Annotated in this window: 18 protein-coding genes and 1 other annotated feature; of the genes, 10 read left to right on the plus strand and 8 right to left on the minus strand. The window is 52.6% G+C overall.

Annotation, left to right across the window (positions count from 1 at the left end):
- Positions 1-48: 48 nt before the first annotated feature.
- The 8 genes from QUE74_RS02755 (at position 49) to hemH (ending at position 8,080) form a co-directional block, all read left to right on the plus strand.
- On the plus strand, positions 49-426 hold the full coding sequence (locus QUE74_RS02755) for a DUF454 family protein (protein WP_001188905.1): 378 nt from the start codon (positions 49-51) through the stop codon (positions 424-426).
- A 152-nt stretch (positions 427-578) separates the two neighbouring features.
- The gene (apt, locus tag QUE74_RS02760; RefSeq protein ID WP_000127356.1) at positions 579-1,130 is read left to right on the plus strand and encodes an adenine phosphoribosyltransferase; all 552 of its coding nucleotides are present in this window, start codon (positions 579-581) and stop codon (positions 1,128-1,130) included.
- 128 nt (positions 1,131-1,258) lie between these two features.
- Positions 1,259-3,190, plus strand: a complete 1,932-nt coding sequence (gene dnaX, locus QUE74_RS02765; RefSeq protein ID WP_000122036.1) for a DNA polymerase III subunit gamma/tau — start codon at positions 1,259-1,261, stop codon at positions 3,188-3,190.
- Positions 2,523-2,587: a sequence feature (DnaX frameshifting element), on the plus strand. It overlaps the preceding gene by 65 nt.
- A 52-nt stretch (positions 3,191-3,242) precedes the next feature.
- On the plus strand, positions 3,243-3,572 hold the full coding sequence (locus tag QUE74_RS02770) for a YbaB/EbfC family nucleoid-associated protein (RefSeq protein ID WP_000467098.1): 330 nt from the start codon (positions 3,243-3,245) through the stop codon (positions 3,570-3,572).
- Positions 3,572-4,177: a recombination mediator RecR gene (gene recR, locus QUE74_RS02775; RefSeq protein WP_001195025.1), complete on the plus strand. Its 606-nt coding sequence runs from the start codon at positions 3,572-3,574 to the stop codon at positions 4,175-4,177. Before QUE74_RS02770 ends, recR begins: the two co-directional genes overlap by 1 nt.
- Before the next feature lie 109 nt (positions 4,178-4,286).
- Positions 4,287-6,161 (plus strand): molecular chaperone HtpG, encoded by a 1,875-nt coding sequence (gene htpG / locus QUE74_RS02780; RefSeq protein ID WP_000678201.1) that lies wholly within the window; start codon positions 4,287-4,289, stop codon positions 6,159-6,161.
- Between the two features lie 180 nt (positions 6,162-6,341).
- The gene (gene adk / locus QUE74_RS02785; RefSeq protein ID WP_001220233.1) at positions 6,342-6,986 is read left to right on the plus strand and encodes an adenylate kinase; all 645 of its coding nucleotides are present in this window, start codon (positions 6,342-6,344) and stop codon (positions 6,984-6,986) included.
- 131 nt (positions 6,987-7,117) lie between these two features.
- Entirely contained in the window at positions 7,118-8,080 is a 963-nt protein-coding gene (gene hemH, locus QUE74_RS02790) for a ferrochelatase (protein ID WP_001250118.1), read from the plus strand.
- Here hemH and aes read toward each other — a convergent pair.
- Positions 8,077-9,036, minus strand: a complete 960-nt coding sequence (gene aes / locus QUE74_RS02795) for an acetyl esterase (RefSeq protein WP_000801817.1) — start codon at positions 9,034-9,036, stop codon at positions 8,077-8,079. The two genes, hemH and aes, sit on opposite strands and share 4 nt — an antisense overlap.
- A 151-nt stretch (positions 9,037-9,187) precedes the next feature.
- Here aes and gsk point away from each other — a divergent pair, with 151 nt between their 5' ends.
- The gene (gsk, locus tag QUE74_RS02800; protein WP_000671574.1) at positions 9,188-10,492 is read left to right on the plus strand and encodes an inosine/guanosine kinase; all 1,305 of its coding nucleotides are present in this window, start codon (positions 9,188-9,190) and stop codon (positions 10,490-10,492) included.
- A 208-nt stretch (positions 10,493-10,700) separates the two neighbouring features.
- Here the strand turns inward: gsk and ybaL are convergent, their stop codons facing one another.
- On the minus strand, positions 10,701-12,377 hold the full coding sequence (ybaL, locus tag QUE74_RS02805) for a YbaL family putative K(+) efflux transporter (RefSeq protein WP_000546224.1): 1,677 nt from the start codon (positions 12,375-12,377) through the stop codon (positions 10,701-10,703).
- Positions 12,378-12,615: 238 nt separating this feature from the next.
- On the minus strand, positions 12,616-13,836 hold the full coding sequence (fsr, locus tag QUE74_RS02810) for a fosmidomycin MFS transporter (RefSeq protein ID WP_001251637.1): 1,221 nt from the start codon (positions 13,834-13,836) through the stop codon (positions 12,616-12,618).
- Positions 13,837-14,053: 217 nt separating this feature from the next.
- Here fsr and ushA point away from each other — a divergent pair, with 217 nt between their 5' ends.
- Positions 14,054-15,706 carry a bifunctional UDP-sugar hydrolase/5'-nucleotidase gene (ushA, locus tag QUE74_RS02815; RefSeq protein WP_000771786.1) on the plus strand — a complete coding sequence of 551 codons (1,653 nt, stop codon included), beginning with the start codon at positions 14,054-14,056 and terminating at the stop codon, positions 15,704-15,706.
- A gap of 37 nt (positions 15,707-15,743) precedes the next feature.
- Here ushA and QUE74_RS02820 read toward each other — a convergent pair whose 3' ends face one another.
- The 5 genes from QUE74_RS02820 to copA form a co-directional block, all read right to left on the minus strand.
- Positions 15,744-16,247, minus strand: a complete 504-nt coding sequence (locus QUE74_RS02820) for a hypothetical protein (protein ID WP_000667003.1) — start codon at positions 16,245-16,247, stop codon at positions 15,744-15,746.
- Positions 16,248-16,407: 160 nt separating this feature from the next.
- Positions 16,408-17,043 (minus strand): DUF6896 domain-containing protein, encoded by a 636-nt coding sequence (locus tag QUE74_RS02825; RefSeq protein ID WP_001360451.1) that lies wholly within the window; start codon positions 17,041-17,043, stop codon positions 16,408-16,410.
- A 23-nt stretch (positions 17,044-17,066) separates the two neighbouring features.
- Positions 17,067-17,546 (minus strand): Cys-tRNA(Pro)/Cys-tRNA(Cys) deacylase YbaK, encoded by a 480-nt coding sequence (gene ybaK / locus QUE74_RS02830; protein ID WP_000186629.1) that lies wholly within the window; start codon positions 17,544-17,546, stop codon positions 17,067-17,069.
- A 203-nt stretch (positions 17,547-17,749) separates the two neighbouring features.
- A complete protein-coding gene (locus tag QUE74_RS02835) occupies positions 17,750-18,544 on the minus strand; it encodes a TraB/GumN family protein (protein WP_000365144.1) in 795 nt (264 codons plus the stop codon).
- Between the two features lie 428 nt (positions 18,545-18,972).
- Complete coding sequence (gene copA, locus QUE74_RS02840; protein WP_000083932.1) at positions 18,973-21,477, minus strand: copper-exporting P-type ATPase CopA; 2,505 nt, start codon at positions 21,475-21,477, stop codon at positions 18,973-18,975.
- Between the last annotated feature and the right edge of the window lie 221 nt (positions 21,478-21,698).

The raw sequence follows: 21,698 nt of genomic DNA on the forward strand, positions 1-21,698 counted from the left end.
ATAATTGTTATGCTAAAGTAGCAACTCTGTAAGCTGACAACACTCAATATGCAACGAATCATTTTAATCATCATTGGCTGGCTGGCGGTAGTGCTGGGTACGCTGGGCGTGGTATTACCGGTATTACCGACGACGCCGTTTATCCTGCTGGCGGCCTGGTGCTTTGCCCGTTCTTCCCCGCGCTTTCACGCCTGGTTGCTGTACCGCTCATGGTTTGGTAGCTATCTACGTTTCTGGCAGAAACATCATGCGATGCCGCGCGGCGTCAAACCGCGGGCGATTTTGCTTATTTTGCTCACGTTTGCCATTTCTCTGTGGTTCGTCCAGATGCCATGGGTGCGCATCATGTTGCTGGTAATTCTCGCCTGTTTGCTTTTTTATATGTGGCGAATTCCGGTGATTGATGAAAAGCAAGAAAAGCACTGAAGCACAACAATCGCAGTTGCAATTATTGCGTACAGCCAGTACATTCTGGCGTTTTCGAGCACAGGCGCAGGCGGTCAAAGGTTAAACAACTGTTACTTTTGATACGTTTAAAACGCGCCGTGAGTACCACCGTAACAAGCAGGCATACACTTATGACCGCGACTGCACAGCAGCTTGAGTATCTCAAAAATAGCATCAAAAGCATTCAGGACTACCCAAAACCCGGCATTCTTTTCCGTGATGTCACCAGCTTACTGGAAGACCCGAAAGCTTACGCTCTCAGCATCGACTTGCTGGTTGAGCGTTACAAAAATGCGGGCATTACCAAAGTTGTCGGCACCGAAGCGCGTGGCTTCTTGTTTGGCGCTCCGGTAGCTCTGGGTCTGGGCGTTGGCTTTGTACCGGTCCGTAAACCGGGCAAACTGCCGCGTGAGACCATCAGTGAAACTTACGATCTGGAATACGGCACCGATCAGCTGGAAATCCACGTTGATGCCATCAAACCGGGCGACAAAGTTCTGGTGGTGGACGACCTGCTGGCAACCGGCGGCACTATCGAAGCGACCGTTAAACTGATCCGTCGTCTGGGTGGTGAAGTGGCTGATGCTGCGTTCATTATCAACCTGTTCGATCTCGGCGGCGAACAGCGTCTCGAAAAACAGGGCATTACCAGCTACAGCCTTGTTCCGTTCCCGGGCCATTAATTATCGTCAGTCTTGCGCTGCTCACGCTACGGGCAGCACAAGATGTGCATTCAGCCTCGCCGTTCTGACGGGGCTGTGTTAGCATTACCCCTTCGTGAATCCACCTTCCAGCGTTTCAGAGCCTGCCAATGAGTTATCAGGTCTTAGCCCGAAAATGGCGCCCACAAACCTTTGCTGACGTCGTCGGCCAGGAACATGTGCTGACCGCACTGGCGAACGGCTTGTCGTTAGGGCGTATTCATCATGCTTATCTTTTTTCCGGCACCCGTGGCGTCGGAAAAACCTCTATCGCCCGACTGCTGGCGAAGGGGCTAAACTGCGAAACCGGCATTACCGCGACGCCGTGCGGCGTGTGCGATAACTGTCGTGAAATTGAGCAGGGGCGCTTTGTCGATCTGATTGAAATCGACGCCGCCTCGCGTACCAAAGTCGAAGATACCCGCGACCTGCTGGATAACGTCCAGTACGCGCCAGCGCGTGGTCGTTTTAAAGTTTATCTGATCGACGAAGTGCATATGCTGTCGCGCCACAGCTTTAACGCACTGTTAAAAACCCTTGAAGAACCGCCGGAGCACGTCAAGTTTCTGCTGGCGACGACCGATCCGCAGAAATTGCCGGTGACGATTTTGTCACGCTGTCTGCAATTTCATCTCAAAGCGCTGGATGTCGAGCAAATTCGCCATCAGCTTGAGCACATCCTCAACGAAGAACATATCGCTCACGAGCCGCGGGCGCTGCAATTGCTGGCGCGCGCCGCTGAAGGCAGCCTGCGAGATGCCTTAAGTCTGACCGACCAGGCGATTGCCAGCGGTGACGGCCAGGTTTCAACTCAGGCGGTCAGTGCGATGCTGGGTACGCTTGACGACGATCAGGCGCTGTCGCTGGTTGAAGCGATGGTTGAAGCCAACGGCGAGCGTGTAATGTCGCTGATTAATGAAGCCGCCGCTCGTGGTATTGAGTGGGAAGCGTTGCTGGTAGAAATGCTCGGCCTGTTGCACCGCATTGCAATGGTGCAACTTTCCCCTGCTGCGCTGGGCAACGACATGGCCGCCATCGAGCTGCGGATGCGTGAACTGGCGCGCACCATACCGCCGACGGATATTCAGCTTTACTATCAAACGCTGTTGATTGGTCGCAAAGAATTACCGTATGCGCCGGACCGCCGCATGGGCGTTGAGATGACGCTGTTGCGCGCACTGGCGTTTCATCCGCGTATGCCGCTGCCTGAGCCAGAAGTGCCACGCCAGTCTTTTGCGCCCGTCGCGCCAACGGCAGTAATGACGCCAACCCAGGTGCCGCCGCAACCGCAATCAGCTCCGCAGCAGGCACCGACTGTACCGCTCTCAGAAACCACCAGCCAGGTGCTGGCGGCGCGCCAACAACTGCAGCGCGCACAGGGAGCAACCAAAGCAAAAAAGAGTGAACCGGCAGCCGCTACCCGCGCGCGGCCGGTGAATAACGCTGCGCTGGAAAGACTGGCTTCGGTCACCGATCGCGTTCAGGCGCGTCCGGTGCCATCGGCGCTGGAAAAAGCACCAGCCAAAAAAGAAGCGTATCGCTGGAAGGCTACCACTCCAGTGATGCAGCAAAAAGAAGTGGTCGCCACGCCGAAGGCGCTAAAAAAAGCGCTGGAACATGAAAAAACGCCGGAACTGGCGGCGAAGCTGGCGGCAGAAGCCATTGAGCGCGACCCGTGGGCGGCTCAGGTGAGTCAACTTTCGCTACCAAAACTGGTCGAACAGGTGGCGTTAAATGCCTGGAAAGAGGAGAACGGCAACACGGTGTGTCTGCATTTGCGCTCCTCTCAGCGTCATCTGAATAACAGCGGCGCACAGCAAAAACTGGCTGAAGCGTTGAGCACGTTAAAAGGTTCAACGGTTGAACTGACTATCGTTGAAGATGATAATCCCGCGGTGCGTACGCCGCTGGAATGGCGTCAGGCGATATACGAAGAAAAACTTGCGCAGGCGCGCGAGTCCATTATTGCGGATAATAATATTCAGACCCTGCGTCGGTTCTTCGATGCGGAGCTGGATGAAGAAAGTATCCGCCCCATTTGATCGTAAGCACAGCTTACGTTCGTCATCCTTAACGTGATTGAGAGAGAAACCTATGTTTGGTAAAGGCGGTCTGGGTAACCTGATGAAGCAAGCCCAGCAGATGCAAGAAAAAATGCAGAAAATGCAGGAAGAGATCGCGCAGCTGGAAGTGACCGGCGAATCTGGCGCAGGTCTGGTAAAAGTGACCATCAACGGTGCACACAACTGCCGTCGCGTAGAGATCGACCCGAGCCTGCTTGAAGACGACAAAGAGATGCTGGAAGACCTGGTGGCTGCAGCATTCAACGACGCGGCACGTCGTATCGAAGAAACGCAGAAAGAAAAAATGGCCTCTGTTTCCTCCGGAATGCAGCTGCCGCCTGGCTTTAAGATGCCGTTCTGATGCAAACCAGCCCGCTGTTAACACAGCTTATGGAAGCACTGCGCTGTCTGCCGGGCGTTGGCCCGAAGTCGGCGCAGCGTATGGCGTTCACGCTGCTTCAGCGCGATCGTAGCGGCGGGATGCGTCTGGCGCAGGCGCTCACCCGGGCGATGTCGGAAATCGGCCACTGCGCCGATTGCCGCACCTTCACCGAACAGGAAGTCTGTAACATCTGTTCGAATCCGCGTCGTCAGGAAAACGGTCAAATCTGCGTGGTGGAGAGTCCGGCGGACATTTACGCCATTGAGCAGACGGGGCAGTTTTCAGGTCGTTATTTTGTGTTGATGGGACATCTGTCACCGCTGGACGGCATCGGTCCGGATGATATCGGCCTTGATCGTCTGGAACAGCGTCTGGCAGAGGAAAAAATCACTGAAGTGATCCTCGCCACCAACCCCACGGTTGAAGGTGAAGCTACCGCTAACTACATTGCCGAGCTTTGCGCGCAATATGACGTGGAAGCCAGCCGAATCGCTCATGGCGTACCGGTTGGCGGCGAGCTGGAAATGGTCGATGGCACCACGCTGTCACACTCCCTTGCCGGGCGTCATAAGATTCGTTTTTAAGCAAACGAGAGCAGGATCACCTGCTCTCGCTTGAAATTATTCTCCCTTGTCCCCATCTCTCCCTCATCCTGTTTTTAACCTTAAAATGGCATTATTGAGGTAGACCTACATGAAAGGACAAGAAACTCGTGGTTTTCAGTCAGAAGTGAAACAACTTCTGCACCTGATGATCCATTCTCTCTATTCCAATAAAGAAATCTTCCTGCGTGAGCTTATCTCTAACGCCTCCGATGCGGCGGACAAGCTGCGTTTCCGCGCGCTCTCTAACCCGGACCTGTACGAAGGTGATGGCGAACTGCGCGTTCGTGTCTCTTTCGATAAAGACAAGCGTACGCTGACCATCTCCGATAACGGCGTGGGGATGACCCGCGACGAAGTGATTGACCATCTGGGGACTATCGCTAAATCCGGCACCAAATCATTCCTCGAATCCCTGGGTTCTGACCAGGCGAAAGACAGCCAACTGATCGGTCAGTTTGGTGTTGGTTTCTACTCTGCGTTTATCGTGGCCGACAAAGTGACCGTGCGTACTCGCGCGGCAGGCGAAAAACCAGAAAACGGCGTCTTCTGGGAATCGGCTGGCGAAGGTGAATATACCGTTGCCGACATCACCAAAGAAGATCGTGGTACTGAAATCACCCTGCATCTGCGTGAAGGCGAAGACGAGTTCCTCGATGACTGGCGTGTGCGTTCCATCATCAGCAAATACTCCGACCATATCGCGCTGCCGGTAGAGATCGAAAAACGCGAAGAGAAAGACGGCGAAACCGTTATCTCCTGGGAGAAAATCAACAAAGCGCAGGCGCTGTGGACCCGTAACAAGTCGGAAATTACCGATGAAGAGTACAAAGAGTTCTACAAACACATCGCTCACGACTTTAACGATCCGCTGACCTGGAGCCACAACCGTGTCGAAGGTAAGCAGGAGTACACCAGCCTGCTGTACATCCCGTCGCAGGCACCGTGGGATATGTGGAACCGCGATCATAAGCACGGCCTGAAACTGTACGTCCAGCGTGTGTTCATCATGGACGACGCAGAACAGTTCATGCCGAACTATCTGCGCTTCGTGCGTGGTCTGATTGACTCCAGCGATCTGCCGCTGAATGTTTCCCGTGAAATCCTCCAGGACAGCACAGTAACGCGCAACCTGCGCAATGCGCTGACTAAGCGTGTGCTGCAAATGCTGGAAAAACTGGCGAAAGACGACGCGGAAAAATATCAGACCTTCTGGCAACAGTTTGGCCTGGTGCTGAAAGAAGGTCCGGCGGAAGATTTCGCTAACCAGGAAGCGATCGCCAAACTGCTGCGGTTTGCTTCTACACATACCGACTCTTCTGCGCAGACCGTGTCTCTGGAAGACTACGTTTCCCGCATGAAAGAAGGGCAGGAGAAAATCTACTACATCACCGCAGACAGCTACGCGGCAGCGAAGAGCAGCCCGCACCTGGAGCTGCTGCGTAAGAAAGGCATCGAAGTTCTGCTGCTTTCCGACCGCATTGATGAGTGGATGATGAACTATCTGACTGAGTTCGACGGTAAACCGTTCCAGTCTGTGTCTAAAGTTGACGAGTCGCTGGAAAAACTGGCTGACGAAGTTGATGAGAGCGCGAAAGAAGCGGAGAAAGCACTGACTCCGTTCATCGACCGTGTGAAAGCCCTGCTCGGCGAGCGCGTGAAAGATGTCCGTCTGACTCACCGTCTGACCGATACGCCAGCGATCGTTTCGACCGACGCGGACGAAATGAGCACCCAGATGGCGAAACTGTTCGCTGCGGCGGGCCAGAAAGTACCAGAAGTGAAATACATCTTCGAACTGAACCCGGATCACGTACTGGTGAAACGTGCGGCAGATACTGAAGATGAAGCGAAGTTCAGCGAGTGGGTAGAACTGCTGCTGGATCAGGCGCTGCTGGCAGAGCGCGGTACGCTGGAAGATCCGAACCTGTTTATTCGTCGTATGAACCAGCTGCTGGTTTCCTGATGTAATGCCGGATGACCCTCGTGTCATCCGGCATTTTTCTTTTCATCATCTGTCCTTTCCGCAAATTATCTCGCCATTAACCGTTTCAGCCCCAGGTGCCTTTCTTGAGGCAATCGCTTGTTGGTGGTATCGTTTATCGCTTTTTCAAAAAATTCGACACATTTTAAGGGGATTTTCGCAATGCGTATCATTCTGCTTGGCGCTCCGGGCGCGGGGAAAGGGACTCAGGCTCAGTTCATCATGGAGAAATATGGTATTCCGCAAATCTCCACTGGCGATATGCTGCGTGCTGCGGTCAAATCTGGCTCCGAGCTGGGTAAACAAGCAAAAGACATTATGGATGCTGGCAAACTGGTTACCGACGAACTGGTGATCGCGCTGGTTAAAGAGCGCATTGCTCAGGAAGACTGCCGTAATGGTTTCCTGTTGGACGGCTTCCCGCGTACCATTCCGCAGGCAGACGCGATGAAAGAAGCGGGCATCAACGTTGATTACGTTCTGGAATTCGACGTACCGGACGAACTGATTGTTGACCGTATCGTAGGCCGCCGCGTTCACGCGCCGTCTGGTCGTGTATATCACGTTAAATTCAATCCGCCGAAAGTAGAAGGCAAAGACGACGTTACCGGTGAAGAACTGACTACCCGTAAAGACGATCAGGAAGAAACCGTGCGTAAACGTCTGGTTGAATACCATCAGATGACTGCACCGCTGATCGGCTACTACTCCAAAGAAGCGGAAGCGGGTAACACCAAATACGCGAAAGTTGACGGCACCAAACCGGTTGCTGAAGTTCGCGCTGATCTGGAAAAAATCCTCGGCTAATCAAGCCGCAGCAGATCTGCTTTCGGGCAGGTCTGCTCATTCTCCTCAGGCAATACCTCTTGCAGCAATTAGTTCTTCTTCTTCACTTTTCCGCTACAATTATCAACAAGTTGAATCGATAAGAGGCGGTAATGCGTCAAACTAAAACCGGTATTCTGCTGGCAAACCTGGGTACGCCCGATGCCCCCACACCTGAAGCGGTAAAACGCTACCTGAAACAATTTTTAAGCGACAGACGCGTGGTTGATACCTCACGGCTGTTGTGGTGGCCGTTGCTGCGCGGCGTAATTTTGCCGCTGCGCTCACCGCGCGTAGCTAAGCTGTACGCCTCGGTCTGGATGGAAGGCGGCTCGCCGCTGATGGTTTACAGTCGCCAGCAACAGCAGGCGCTGGCACAACGTTTACCGGAGACGCCCGTGGCGCTGGGAATGAGCTACGGCTCGCCATCACTGGAAAGCGCCGTAGATGAACTACTGGCAGAACATGTAGATCATATCGTGGTGCTGCCGCTTTATCCGCAATACTCCTGTTCAACGGTCGGTGCGGTATGGGATGAACTGGCACGCATTCTGGCGCGCAAACGTAGCATTCCGGGGATATCGTTTATTCGTGATTACGCCGATAACCACGATTACATTAATGCACTGGCGAACAGCGTACGTGCTTCTTTTGCCAAACATGGCGAACCGGATCTACTGCTGCTCTCTTATCACGGTATTCCCCAGCGTTATGCCGATGAAGGCGATGATTACCCGCAACGTTGTCGCACAACGACTCGCGAACTGGCTTCCGTACTGGGGATGGCACCGGAAAAAGTGATGATGACCTTTCAGTCGCGCTTTGGGCGGGAACCCTGGCTGATGCCTTATACCGACGAAACGCTGAAAATGCTCGGAGAAAAAGGCGTAGGTCATATTCAGGTGATGTGCCCGGGCTTTGCTGCAGATTGTCTGGAGACGCTGGAAGAGATTGCCGAGCAAAACCGTGAGGTCTTCCTCGGTGCGGGCGGGAAAAAATACGAATATATTCCGGCGCTTAATGCCACACCGGAACATATCGAAATGATGGCTAATCTTGTTGCTGCGTATCGCTAAAGCTGAGCGGTAAAGAACTGAGCGCCGTCGCGAAGAGCATCGTCGGCGGTTTTCATCATCCGTGAATAATGCAAAAAGGCGTGCAGCGTGCCTGGGTAGAGTTTGAACTCACAGGGCTGCTGATGCGCCGCTAACGTCTGGTAAAGCAGACGGCTGTCATCCAGCAGCGGATCGAACTCCGCTCCGGCAATAAAACAGGGCGGAACCTCACGAGTGAGATCATTATTAAACAGGCAGTAATACGGCGACTCGCGGTCAGCGTCGTGGCTTAAATACGCCTCTTCATACATCTGTAAATCCTGTTGCGTTAAGCCATCCCAGACACCGCCCAACAGACGACGAGTCACGGAATCCCGTAATCCGTAAAGCCCATACCACAGCAAAACGCCCGCAACTTCACCGCAATCTATCTGTTTATCACGTAACCACAACGCACTGGCGAGCGCCAGCATGGCACCTGCGGAATCACCGGCAAAACCAATGCGGGACATAATGATTTGATAATCCTCTGCCTGCTGGTGGAAGTGGCAACAGGCAGCCACAATTTCCTCTATTGCCTGCGGAAAACGTGCTTCCGGCGAAAGAGTGTAAGCAATACCAATCACTGTACATTGGGTGTAATTTGCCAGCAGTCGCATAATCCGATCGTGGGTATCAAGATTGCCGAGAATAAAACCACCACCATGCAGATAAAATAGTGTCGCCGGGCTGTGACTTTTGGGTGAGTAGAGGCGAGTCTCGACCTGACCATAAGGTGTGGGAACCATGTAAGCGCTGGTTGCCATTTCTGGAGCGCCAGCATTCCAGAATCGGCGTTCAAGCGTGTAATACTGACGTTGCTCTGCAATCGTTCCCGTTGCGGGCCAGGGCGGTAAATCCGGCTGAAGAGTATTCACAACGGTCTTCATTTCAGCAGAAATAAGGTCCAGAACGGGTAATTTGTTTTCCGGCTTCATGCAAAAACTCCTTTCAAATTACGTCATTGTAAGGAACCACTGCCATGAAAATGCGATCCCGCCTGCTGATATTGAAACTGGCTGCGTCTCGCGCGCTCCCGTCAGATTGTGTTAACATTCGCCGCTCAGTTAACCACCCGTAAAAACAACCATGAAATTTCCCGGCAAACGTAAATCCAAACATTATTTTCCCGTAAACGCACGAGATCCGCTGCTTCAGCAATTCCAGCCAGAAAACGAAACCAGCGCTGCCTGGGTAGTGGGTATCGATCAAACGCTGGTCGATATTGAAGCGAAAGTGGATGATGAGTTCATTGAGCGTTATGGATTAAGCGCCGGGCATTCACTGGTGATTGAGGATGATGTTGCCGAAGCACTTTATCAGGAGCTGAAACAGAAAAACCTGATTACCCATCAATTTGCGGGTGGCACTATTGGTAACACCATGCACAACTACTCGGTGCTCGCGGACGACCGTTCGGTGCTGCTGGGCGTCATGTGCAGCAATATTGAAATTGGCAGCTATGCCTATCGTTACCTATGTAACACCTCCAGCCGTACCGATCTTAACTATCTACAAGGCGTGGATGGCCCGATTGGTCGTTGCTTTACGCTGATTGGCGAGTCCGGGGAACGTACCTTTGCTATCAGCCCTGGCCACATGAACCAGCTGCGGGCTGAAAGTATTCCGGAAGATGTGATTGCCGGAGCCTCGGCGCTGGTTCTCACTTCTTATCTGGTGCGTTGCAAGCCGGGTGAACCCATGCCGGAAGCAACCATGAAAGCCATTGAGTACGCGAAGAAATATAACGTACCGGTGGTGCTGACGCTGGGCACCAAGTTTGTCATTGCCGAGAATCCGCAGTGGTGGCAGCAATTCCTCAAAGATCACGTCTCTATCCTTGCGATGAACGAAGATGAGGCCGAAGCGTTGACCGGAGAAAGCGATCCGTTGTTGGCATCTGACAAGGCGCTGGACTGGGTTGATCTGGTGCTGTGTACCGCCGGACCAATCGGCTTGTATATGGCGGGCTTTACCGAAGACGAAGCGAAACGCAAAACCCAGCATCCGCTGCTGCCGGGCGCTATCGCGGAATTTAACCAGTATGAGTTTAGCCGCGCCATGCGCCACAAGGATTGTCAGAATCCGTTGCGTGTCTATTCGCACATTGCGCCGTACATGGGCGGGCCGGAAAAAATCATGAACACTAACGGAGCGGGGGATGGCGCACTGGCAGCATTGCTGCATGACATTACCGCCAACAGCTACCACCGTAGCAACGTACCAAACTCCAGCAAACATAAATTCACCTGGTTAACGTATTCGTCATTAGCGCAGGTGTGTAAATATGCTAACCGTGTGAGCTATCAGGTACTGAACCAGCATTCACCTCGTTTAACGCGCGGCTTACCGGAGCGTGAAGACAGTCTGGAAGAGTCTTACTGGGATCGTTAAGTTATCGGACTGATGACAGTCGGATGCGGCATAAACGCCTTATCCGACCTACGAAAGATGGCACCTGTAGGCTGGATAAGATGTGTCAACATCGCATCCGGCAATGACAGTCGGATGCGGCATAAACGCCTTATCCGACCTTCGGAAGGTGGCACCTGTAGGCCGGATAAGATGCGCCAGCATCGCATCCGGCAATGAAATCAATGTCTTACCCCGTCACCACTTCACCCGCCGGTGGCGTTTCCAGCAGTTCCAGCATAGTTCGGGCAATTTCACGCTCACCCATCACTACCTGATTCGCGCCACGTTCGGTGATATACGCCACTTCATCGTCATAATGGGCGCGGGCAATAATCTCAATATCCGGATTTTTCGCGCGGGCAGACGCCACAATCTCGCCCGCTTCATAACCGTTGGGAATCGTCAGGATCAGCCATTTTGCACATTCCAGATGCGCCAGTTGCATGATCTCTTCGTTCGCCGCATTGCCCAATACTGCGCGGACCCCGCGCTCGCGCAGCTCATCGACGCGAGTACGTGACGTCTCAATCACCACTAAAGGAATATCAGAGGCGAGCAATTTCTCCCCCAGCAGGCTGCCTACACGACCATAGCCAACGAGTAGCGCATGGTTGCAAATATCCACTGGGATCTGCTTCTCTTCTTCGATTGCCTCTTCCAGCGTCTGCTCTTCCAGCGTTTCGGTCTTCGCCAGATATTTCTCCAGCAGCGCGAACAGCACCGGGTTAAGCATAATCGACAGGATTGCCCCTGCCAGCACCAGGTTCTGCCCGGCCTGCGGCAGCAGATCCAGCGCCATCCCCAGCCCCGCCAGGATAAAAGCGAACTCACCAATTTGCGCCAGGCTGGCGGCGATAGTTAATGCCGTACGTTGAGAGTGACCAAACAGTCGCACCAGGAAAAACGCGGCTAATGACTTACCAAACAGAATAATCGCCAGCGTCGCTAGCACCGCCAGTGGTTGCTGAATCAGAATTAACGGATCAAACAGCATTCCGACGGAGACAAAAAACAGCACCGCAAACGCGTCGCGCAATGGCAGCGTATCGTGGGCAGCACGGTGACTCAGTTCAGACTCGTTCAGTACCATCCCGGCAAAGAACGCACCGAGTGCGAAGGAGACATCAAACAGCTCTACCGCACCAAAGGCAATCCCTAACGCCAGCGCCAGCACCGACAGGGTAAACAGCTCGCGGGAACCGGTTGCCGCGCTGCGTGCCATAATCCACGGCACCAGACGGCGACCTACCAGCATCATAATGGCGATAAATGCGATCACCTTGCCGATGGTGATCCCCATATCGACTGCAAGAGTGGCAAAGCCCACATCACCCTGTTCCATCATTCCTGCTACTGCGGGCAGCAATACCAGCGTCAGAACCATGACCAGGTCTTCCACAATCAACCAACCGATGGCGATTTGCCCACGCTGGCTGTCTATTAATTGCCGTTCTTCAAGTGCGCGCAGTAACACCACGGTACTGGCGGTGGAAAGACATAAACCGAACACGATACCGGTCATTAACGACCAGCCCAGCACGGCGGAGAGCGCCATACCCAGCAGCGTCGCCACGGCTATCTGGGCGATCGCGCCGGGAATGGCGATGGCCTTTACCGCCATCAAATCCTTCAGCGAAAAGTGCAAACCGACGCCGAACATCAGCAGAATAACGCCCAGCTCCGCCAGTTCCGGCGCGAGCTTGGTATCGGCAACAAAGCCAGGAGTGAATGGTCCCGCCAGCACACCCGCTAACAGATATCCCACCAGAGGAGAAATGCGTAGTTTATTGGCCAGCATGCCGAGGATAAAGGCGAGCACAAGGCCGCCAACAATGGTGGTGATAAGCGGGGTGGCGTGATGCATTCCGTCTCCTTTTCCTGGTGGTTATTGTCCATTTTTGGCCGGGAAAACCAAAATTACAGGTAATAGTTTATGACAATTTCATTGGTGATGTTTATGAATAATTGTTGAATTTTGCAGAAAAATGGAATTAGCGGCAAAAAAAAGCACGGATCGGAAAACAGAAGGCGGTTTAACAGAGGAAAGGCTTATGGCGACTGTAAAACGATGCAGCCAAAGTTTGCCTTTGGCTGCGATGAAATCAGTCTTTAGGCCGGTTATCAGGCAGGAATATGGTTAGCATCCCCAATAGTGGCAGGAAAGCACAGATTTTATAGACTAACTCAATGCTGGTGTGGTCGGCGATAAGCCCCAGAACTGCCGCTCCCAGACCTCCCATGCCGAAAGCAAAACCGAAAAAGAGTCCAGAAACCATACCGATACGTCCCGGAAGTAGCTCCTGAGCGTAGACCAGAATGGCAGAGAACGCCGAAGCGAGGATAAATCCAATAATCACCGTCAAAACCCCCGTCCAGTGCAGGGTGGCGTAGGGTAAAATCAGCGTAAACGGCGCAACGCCGAGGATAGAGCCCCAAATCACATATTTCCGTCCAATTTTATCCCCTACAGGCCCGCCGATCACCGTACCTGCCGCAACGGCAAACAGGAATGCAAACAGATGAAGCTGGGCATTCTGGATAGATAATCCGAATTTTTGCATCAGATAAAAGGTGTAATAGCTGCTGATGCTCGCCATATAGAAATATTTCGAGAAAATCAGGATTAACAGAATGCTGACCGCCAGTACCACTTTGTTGCGCGGCAGTGGATTGATAATCGTTGCTTTGGGTTTGCCCTTATTCATTCGGTGCTGTGCCGAGTACCAACGGCTGATTTGCGCCAGCACCACGATTGCCAGCAGTGCTGCAAGCACAAACCAGGCCACGTTGCCTTTGCCATAAGGCGCGATAATCACCGCTGCCAGCAAGGGCCCCAGGGAACTGCCAAAGTTGCCGCCGACCTGAAAGATAGATTGCGCCAGGCCATGACGCCCGCCGGAAGCCATTCGGGCCACGCGTGAGGATTCCGGATGAAAGACCGACGAACCAGTGCCGACCAACGCCGCCGCCAGCAGAACTGCGCCAAAACTGCCCGCCAGCGCCAGCAGCACCAGACCGCTCAAGGTAAAGCACATGCCAATCGGCAACGACCACGGCATCGGATATTTATCCGTCCAGTAGCCGACCACCGGTTGCAATAGTGAAGAGGCGAGCTGGAAGGTGAGGGTTATCATGCCAATTTGCATAAATGTCAGAGAAAATTCTGACTGAAGCAGGGGATAAATCGCCAGAATCAGCGATTGGATCATGTCGTTCAGCAGATGTGAGAGGCTGATAGCACCTAAAATACCAAACGATGTTCGGGCCTTGGTCGTTGACGCAGCAGCGCCAGCCACTGGCTGGGTTTGTTCACTCATTGCCATAGGAAAGTCACTTTTTCAGGGTTGCGATGTAAAGAATGATCTTATTTGTGATTATTACCCGACTAACATACCTGTATGCGCCGCCTGAAGGAAGTCTCAACGCTGAATACAGAATTTCTAATCTGGATGCAGATTTATCTTCACCGGACGCAGACTTGTCTCTGATGTCGCGTCATACTATTTTTCAACACGTTGAAATCTGATCAGGGAGAGAAGTATGAAATTATTGCAGCGGGGCGTGGCGTTAGTACTGTTAACCACATTTACACTGGCGAGTGAAACTGCTCTGGCTTATGAGCAGGATAAAACCTACAAAATTACAGTTCTGCATACCAATGATCATCATGGTCATTTCTGGCGTAATGAATATGGCGAATATGGTCTGGCGGCGCAAAAAACGCTGGTGGACGGTATTCGCAAAGAGGTTGCGGCTGAAGGTGGTAGCGTGCTGCTACTTTCCGGTGGCGACATTAATACTGGCGTGCCCGAGTCCGACTTACAGGATGCCGAACCTGATTTTCGCGGTATGAATCTGGTGGGCTATGATGCAATGGCGATCGGTAATCATGAATTTGATAACCCGCTCACCGTATTACGCCAGCAGGAAAAGTGGGCTAAGTTCCCGTTGCTTTCCGCCAATATCTACCAAAAAAGCACTGGTGAGCGCCTGTTTAAACCATGGGCGTTGTTTAAGCGTCAGGATCTGAAAATTGCCGTTATTGGGCTGACAACCGATGACACAGCCAAAATTGGTAATCCGGAATATTTCACTGATATCGAATTTCGTAAGCCCGCTGATGAAGCGAAGCTGGTGATTCAGGAGCTGCAACAGACAGAAAAGCCAGACATTATTATCGCGGCGACCCATATGGGGCATTACGACAACGGTGAGCACGGCTCTAATGCACCGGGCGATGTGGAGATGGCACGCGCGCTGCCTGCCGGATCGCTGGCGATGATCGTCGGAGGTCACTCGCAAGATCCAGTCTGTATGGCGGCAGAAAATAAAAAACAGGTCGATTACGTTCCTGGTACGCCATGCAAACCGGATCAACAAAATGGCATCTGGATTGTACAGGCGCATGAGTGGGGCAAGTACGTTGGTCGGGCCGACTTTGAGTTTCGCAACGGCGAAATGAAAATGGTCAACTACCAGTTGATTCCAGTAAACCTGAAGAAGAAAGTGACCTGGGAAGACGGGAAAAGCGAGCGTGTGCTTTACACCCCTGAAATCGCCGAAAACCAGCAAATGATTTCGCTGTTATCACCTTTCCAGAACAAAGGCAAAGCGCAGCTGGAAGTGAAAATAGGCGAAACCAATGGTCGTCTGGAAGGCGACCGCAGCAAAGTGCGTTTTGTACAGACCAATATGGGGCGGTTGATTCTGGCAGCACAAATGGATCGCACTGGTGCCGACTTTGCGGTGATGAGCGGAGGCGGAATTCGTGATTCTATCGAAGCAGGTGATATCAGCTATAAAAATGTGCTGAAAGTGCAGCCATTCGGCAATGTGGTGGTGTATGCCGACATGACCGGTAAAGAGGTGATTGATTACCTGACCGCCGTCGCACAAATGAAGCCTGATTCTGGTGCCTATCCGCAATTTGCCAACGTTAGCTTTGTGGCGAAAGACGGCAAACTGAACGACCTGAAAATCAAAGGCGAACCGGTCGATCCGGCGAAAACTTACCGTATGGCGACATTAAACTTCAATGCCACTGGCGGTGATGGCTATCCGCGTCTGGATAACAAACCGGGCTATGTGAATACTGGCTTTATTGATGCCGAAGTGCTGAAAGCGTATATCCAGAAAAGCTCGCCGCTGGATGTGAGTGTCTATGAACCGAAAGGTGAGGTGAGCTGGCAGTAATGAACCCCGTCGCGGCGTCATGATATGACGCCGCCATTTATGAATATTGAAATCTTGCATCGTAATCGCGATGTGTCAAACCAAATGCCATCAGCATATAATTCTGCGGTTCACCAGACTGTTCTTCATCTGCTTCAAACCAAAGTGTCACGCCTGAGCGATTGACGTGGATTAATAGTGTATGGGGCGATTGACGGCGGATTTGCAGATCAGCGCCTTCGTTAACAAGCATGTTAAATACACGCGTAACGTTCAACTCAGCGACGTTATTCAATATTCCTTTATCAAATCGGATCGCTTTGCCCAAATGGATTTGGCTCAAATAATCGCACCAAATCATATATAGCTTGTTGCTTTCGAAATGAAACTCAACATTGCCAAATAGCCAGATATAAAAACCATTTCCCATATCATTTTTAGAGTCCGGCTCAACAAAGTTTTGTTCCAGCCATGCCATTGTTTGCCCCGGTTCGACAAAATCTAATTTTCCGTTAAAGACAAAATTGTGGAAGCTAACATCAACAAGATGGTCAAATTTCATCTTTCGCTCCTTTGTGAATTTTTTACACGCTTCAAAAGCCAGCGTAATTTACATCGGTGCAGGCGACTCTCCAGTGTTGAGCGAAAATTTGCGATGTCGACATTGGACCGATCTACCGCAGCAACCCCCGTGTATTGTGGGATCGGTGAAGGGATTTTTTCTAACTTTCCCAGCGCCAGCAGTTGTTGAATGATCCTGCTGCCGTCGTGGTAATCATCGTAAATAGCCACTGGCAGAGGCTGCCAGTCGGGGGTCGATTTGATAAATCCGGAAAAAAATACGGGTCCAGATCGCCGAAATCAAAGCCGTAGGCGAGGGGAACTTCAATATTTTGCTCTGTTTTTTTATTCTCAAATGCACAATGAAAACCGTGAAAACAATACTGCCACTTTCCCATTTTGCCTTTTCGCTTACGGTTGCATTTGAAGGGGGCAAAGGTAACTAGCGGGTTATTTTCCGCCATCTCAACATTCAGTTGTTCAGCCAATGCAAATATAAGCTCTGTCGCCAGCTTACGATATTCTTTCGCGCAGTGTTCGAAAAAATCCTGATGGCGGTTAATCTCTTCAAGCGATATTAATCTGGCGATCCTGATAACCGGGTCGGCAGAATGCATGCCAACAACAAATTCATCGAGCTGTGCTTTCAGCACCAGCCCGAATTCCTCACGATACCTCTCTGCTTCGCTGGCAAAATGCAGATGTAATACCTTCTCTCTCGATGTTTGCCGAAGTAAGGCGATATCCGGTATCTCATCTGCACAAGCGATACTTAATGTCTCTGTAATCCTTTCCACATCTCATCTTCCGTGTGCATCACTTAATCGCGACGAGCGATATCAGCAAATGTGGCATCAAGGATCTTCGCCAGGTCGCTTGCCGCCAGTTCGATGTCCAGCCCGCGCTTGCCGCCAGAAACAAAAATAGTGGCAAATTCTTGCGCGGGGGCGTCGATAATCGTTGGCAGACGCTTTTTCTGCCCCAGTGGGCTAATCCCCCCAACCAGATACCCCGTCGAACGCTGCGCGACCATCGGATCGGCCATCTCAACTTTCTTGGCACCCAGCGCTTTTGCTACTTTTTTAAGATCCAGTTGACCTGCGACCGGCGTAACGGCCACGGCAAGGTGTTTCATATCACCATTCACTGCCACCAGCAGCGTTTTGTAGACCTGATCCGGATTCAAACCTAATTTTTTGACGACTTCATCGCCAAAATTGGTTTCAGCCGGATCGTGCTCGTAGGTGTGGATTTGAAACGAAATCTTGTTTTTTTCGAGTAATTTAACTGCGGGTGTCATGGTAATTTTCCTGCCTTAAACAAAAAAACGAAGCAAGCATACGCCTGATGGCGGTCCAAAAAAAAGAGTCATCTTGCCTAAGAGTATTGGCAGGATGGTGAGATTGAGCGACAATCGAGTTACACCGTCGCTTAAAGTGACGGCATAATAATAAAAAAATGAAATTCCTCTTTGACGGGCCAATAGCGATATTGGCCATTTTTTTAGCGCAACATTTGTGGCAAATTCCCTTCTCCATACAGGTGTAGTGCACCGACCGCGACCACATAGCGCCCCGGCGGCATAGCGCGTAATTTGTCCCGCCAGGCGAGATTTCGCTGATGCATCAGCACATCGTACAGCGACTGACTGAACGTATTAGGCAGCGTTATTTCATTATTTTGCGGTGGTGCATTCAGCCACCAGCTCATCATTTGTTGCAGCAAACGAGCGTTGGTGTGCCAGTGGGTCAGCGTATCGTCCAGCAGCGCCAGTCCTTTGTCAGGGAGCTGGAGCAACATGGCAATCTGGTTTTCTGCCCCTTCCAGTTCAATCACGGGTTTATGTTGTTGCTTCGCCACCTGCAATAGCTGGTAATCGATACCATATTCTGCCCGCAGCCCCAGTTTTTGTGCCTGCGTCGCCTGAAGAACCATCGCGATTTGCCACAGCGGTTGGGTAGAAAAGAGCGACGGAGAAATGCCCATCTCCTGGCTAATGTGCTGCAGGTTTTGGAGTTGCTCCTCGCTAATGCGCTCTTCCAGCGCCTCGCAGGCAGGCAAATTGGCAAAAGGCGTATCGCTGGTGGAAACATCCGCCTCGACGATCAGCGCATCGGCGTTTTTGAGCTTTTTGAGCAAACGGGTGGGCAGGGGAGCCATATCGTGGCTACCCATATGAATACTGCCGATCAGATGAAAATGGCGATGGTCGGGAAGAGAGATATCGATAGCAGGCCAGGTGTAATGATTACCGCGCAGCGCGGCCCAAAGCGTTTTTACCCGGTACAACAGATCCATACGACCTCCCTTTGTGAAATATCATGCTAGCGCGCGGTGAGGGATGGCGCAAATGGAGTTATGAGGCTTGTTCAGTGGTAGCTTAAATATGATCGAAAAATTGTTTTTGCTTTGAAACGAAAGACTGCACGGGTGTTGGTGGCGTCAAAATCGCCGAGGCGTTCCCTGAAGGCCGGGGCAGCCCACATGGATGTGGGCTGAGGGCGCGTTTTACAGGGATGTTACCTCGCGCCCGACCCGGTAGCCGCAAGGGATAAGCCGAGGGTACCGCGCAGCGGCGATTTTGTTCGCCAGAGCCCGGGGGTGCAGGGGGCGGCGGCGATTGGCCGCCCCCTGCGCGCTCCTTGCGCCAGTCACTTTATATGGCATGACTCATAAAAGGAGCGCAACAAGAACTGGATCTCACAAACGCATTAAGTAAATACCAATCACTCTTTCGGTTTAAACCGCAGCAACCGGTTGGCGTTACTCACTACGGTGATCGACGAGAGCGCCATTGCCGCTCCGGCAACCACCGGGTTAAGCAGGGTTCCAGTGAACGGCCACAAAATACCGGCGGCGACCGGAATACCAATGCTGTTGTAGATAAACGCACCGAGCAGGTTCTGCTTCATGTTGCGCAGCGTTGCGCGGGAAATTGCGAGCGCATCCGCAACACCCATCAGGCTATGGCGCATCAGGGTAATCGCCGCGGTTTCAATGGCAACATCGCTGCCGCCCCCCATCGCAATACCGACATCCGCCTGGGCCAGTGCTGGCGCGTCGTTAATGCCGTCACCCACCATTGCCACCTGACGTCCTTCACTTTGCAGACGTTTGATCGCTTCGGCTTTACCGTCTGGCAGCACCCCGGCTATCACCTCATCAATCCCTGCTTCTTTGGCGATCGCATTGGCGGTGGTCGGGTTATCCCCGGTTAGCATCACCAGACGATATCCCGCTTTATGCAGACGTTGCAGTGCCGCCACGCTATCGTTACGCAACGGATCGCGCACCGCCAGCAGGGCCACCGCTTTCCCGTCAATCGCCAGCAGCACAGGCGTTGCCCCTTGCGATGCCTGAGCTGAAATATCTGCTTCAATCGCTTTAGTATCGACTTGCTGGTCATTTAACAACGCCTGATTACCCAGCAATAACGCATGACCTTCTGCTTCACCGCTCACGCCCAGCCCACGCAATGTACGGAAGCTGTTGACCTGCGGCAGTTGCATATCGCCTGCTTTATCGAGGATCGCTCGTGCCAGCGGATGGCTGGAACCTTGTTCCAGTGCCGCCGCCAGACGCAGCGCCTGCGCTTCGTCAACATCAGCAAATGTTTTCACTGCGACAACCTGCGGCTTCCCTTCGGTCAGCGTCCCGGTTTTATCGAACACTACGGTGTCGAGCGTACTGGCGCGTTGCAGCGCGTCGGCGTCCCGTACCAGCACGCCAAATTCAGCCGCACGCCCGACGCCGGAAATAATCGACATTGGCGTTGCCAGCCCCAGCGCACACGGGCAGGCGATAATCAGTACCGTAGTGGCAATCACCAGGGTATAAACAATTTGCGGTGCCGGACCAAAGAAGTACCAGATGGCCGCACTGACTAGCGCAATCACCACCACTACCGGCACAAATACGGCAGAGATTTTATCCGCCAACTGGCCGATTTCCGGTTTACTGCTCTGGGCCTGGCGCACCATACGAATGATCCGTGACAGCGTAGTATGGCTGCCAACCGCACTGGCACGAAACAGCACGCTACCGTCCTGCACCACGGTACCTGCATGAACGCTATCGCCTTCGCCTTTTTGCTGTGGGATAGGTTCGCCCGTCAGCATTGCTTCATCCAGCCACGCTTCGCCCTGGGTAATTTCACCATCTACCGGTACGCGATCGCCGGTCGTCAGGCGCAGTAACATACCAGGCTGAACATCTGCCAGCGGCACGCTTTTTTCACCTTCGTCAGTGACCAGGCGCGCCGTCGGCGGGGTTAAATCGAGTAACTTTTCCAGCGCCTTTGAAGAACGCTGACGTGCGCGCGCTTCCAGCATATGACCGAGATTAATCAGACCGATAATCATCGCACTGGCTTCGTAATAAAGATGTCGCGCTTCCATCGGGAACCACTGCGGCCACAGGTTGACGCTCATTGAATAGAGCCACGCCACGCCAGTACCCAGCGCCACCAGCGTATCCATTGTCGCCGCACCGTTCAGCAGGCTTTTCCATGCGCTACGGTAAAAATGCCCGCCGGCGAAAACCATTACCGCCAGCGTTATCAGGCCGATAACTAACCACAGACTGCGGTTGTCGGCGGTGACCATCATGTTATCGCCGATCATCCCCCAGACCATCACCGGGATACCTACCGCCAGAGCGACAATTGCCTGCCAGCGGAAGCGCTTCATGGTAGCGACGGCGGTTTCCTGCTGGCGCTCGCGGCGTTTAGCGTCATCTTCAATCGCTTCCGCGCCGTAGCCCGCTTTTTCCACCGCCTGCACTAAATCTTGTGGAGAGGCACTGCCCATCACCAGCGCAGTACGCTCCGCCAGGTTTACCCGTGCCTGAGTGACGCCCGGTACGCTTTGCAGCGCATTTTGTACGCGGGTGACACAGCTGGCGCAGCTCATGCCGCTCAGCAGCAACTGCTGGCTGTCATCGTCATCGGCGTTTGCTGCCGGAAGCGCCTCAGAAACCGCTGTCAGTGCTTCCGACGGGATTGATGACTCCGCCAGCGGTTTAGCCTTTGGGTGGCTTACAGATGCGTCATAACCCGCTTGTTTGATGGTTTCGATCAGCTGTTCTGCACTGGCAGTACCCGTAACGTGTGCTTCAGTGATAGACACATCCGCCTGCTCAACGTCCGGGCGCTGTTCGAGACTTTCTTTCACGCGTTTAACGCAGTGACCGCAGGACAGGCCGTCCAGGGTCAGGTCGATAGTTTGTGACATAACGTACTCCTTTAAGACAGTGTTGACTGACTGTGTTAAAGGTTAAACCTTCCAGCAAGGGGAAGGTCAAGAAATTAATAAACCAGGCGGGTAAAAGTCCGTAAAGATTAAAAAATCGGCTCAATTTGCATCAGGATTAGACATTTATCTCTTTGTTTTCCTGTAGTTAAGTCGCGGGTGCTAAGTTAAATCAGGATGCCTGAAAATCGGCACCAGGGTGA

It is taken from the genome of Escherichia sp. 10290, from assembly GCF_030295155.1.
Classification (GTDB): domain Bacteria; phylum Pseudomonadota; class Gammaproteobacteria; order Enterobacterales; family Enterobacteriaceae; genus Escherichia; species Escherichia coli_F.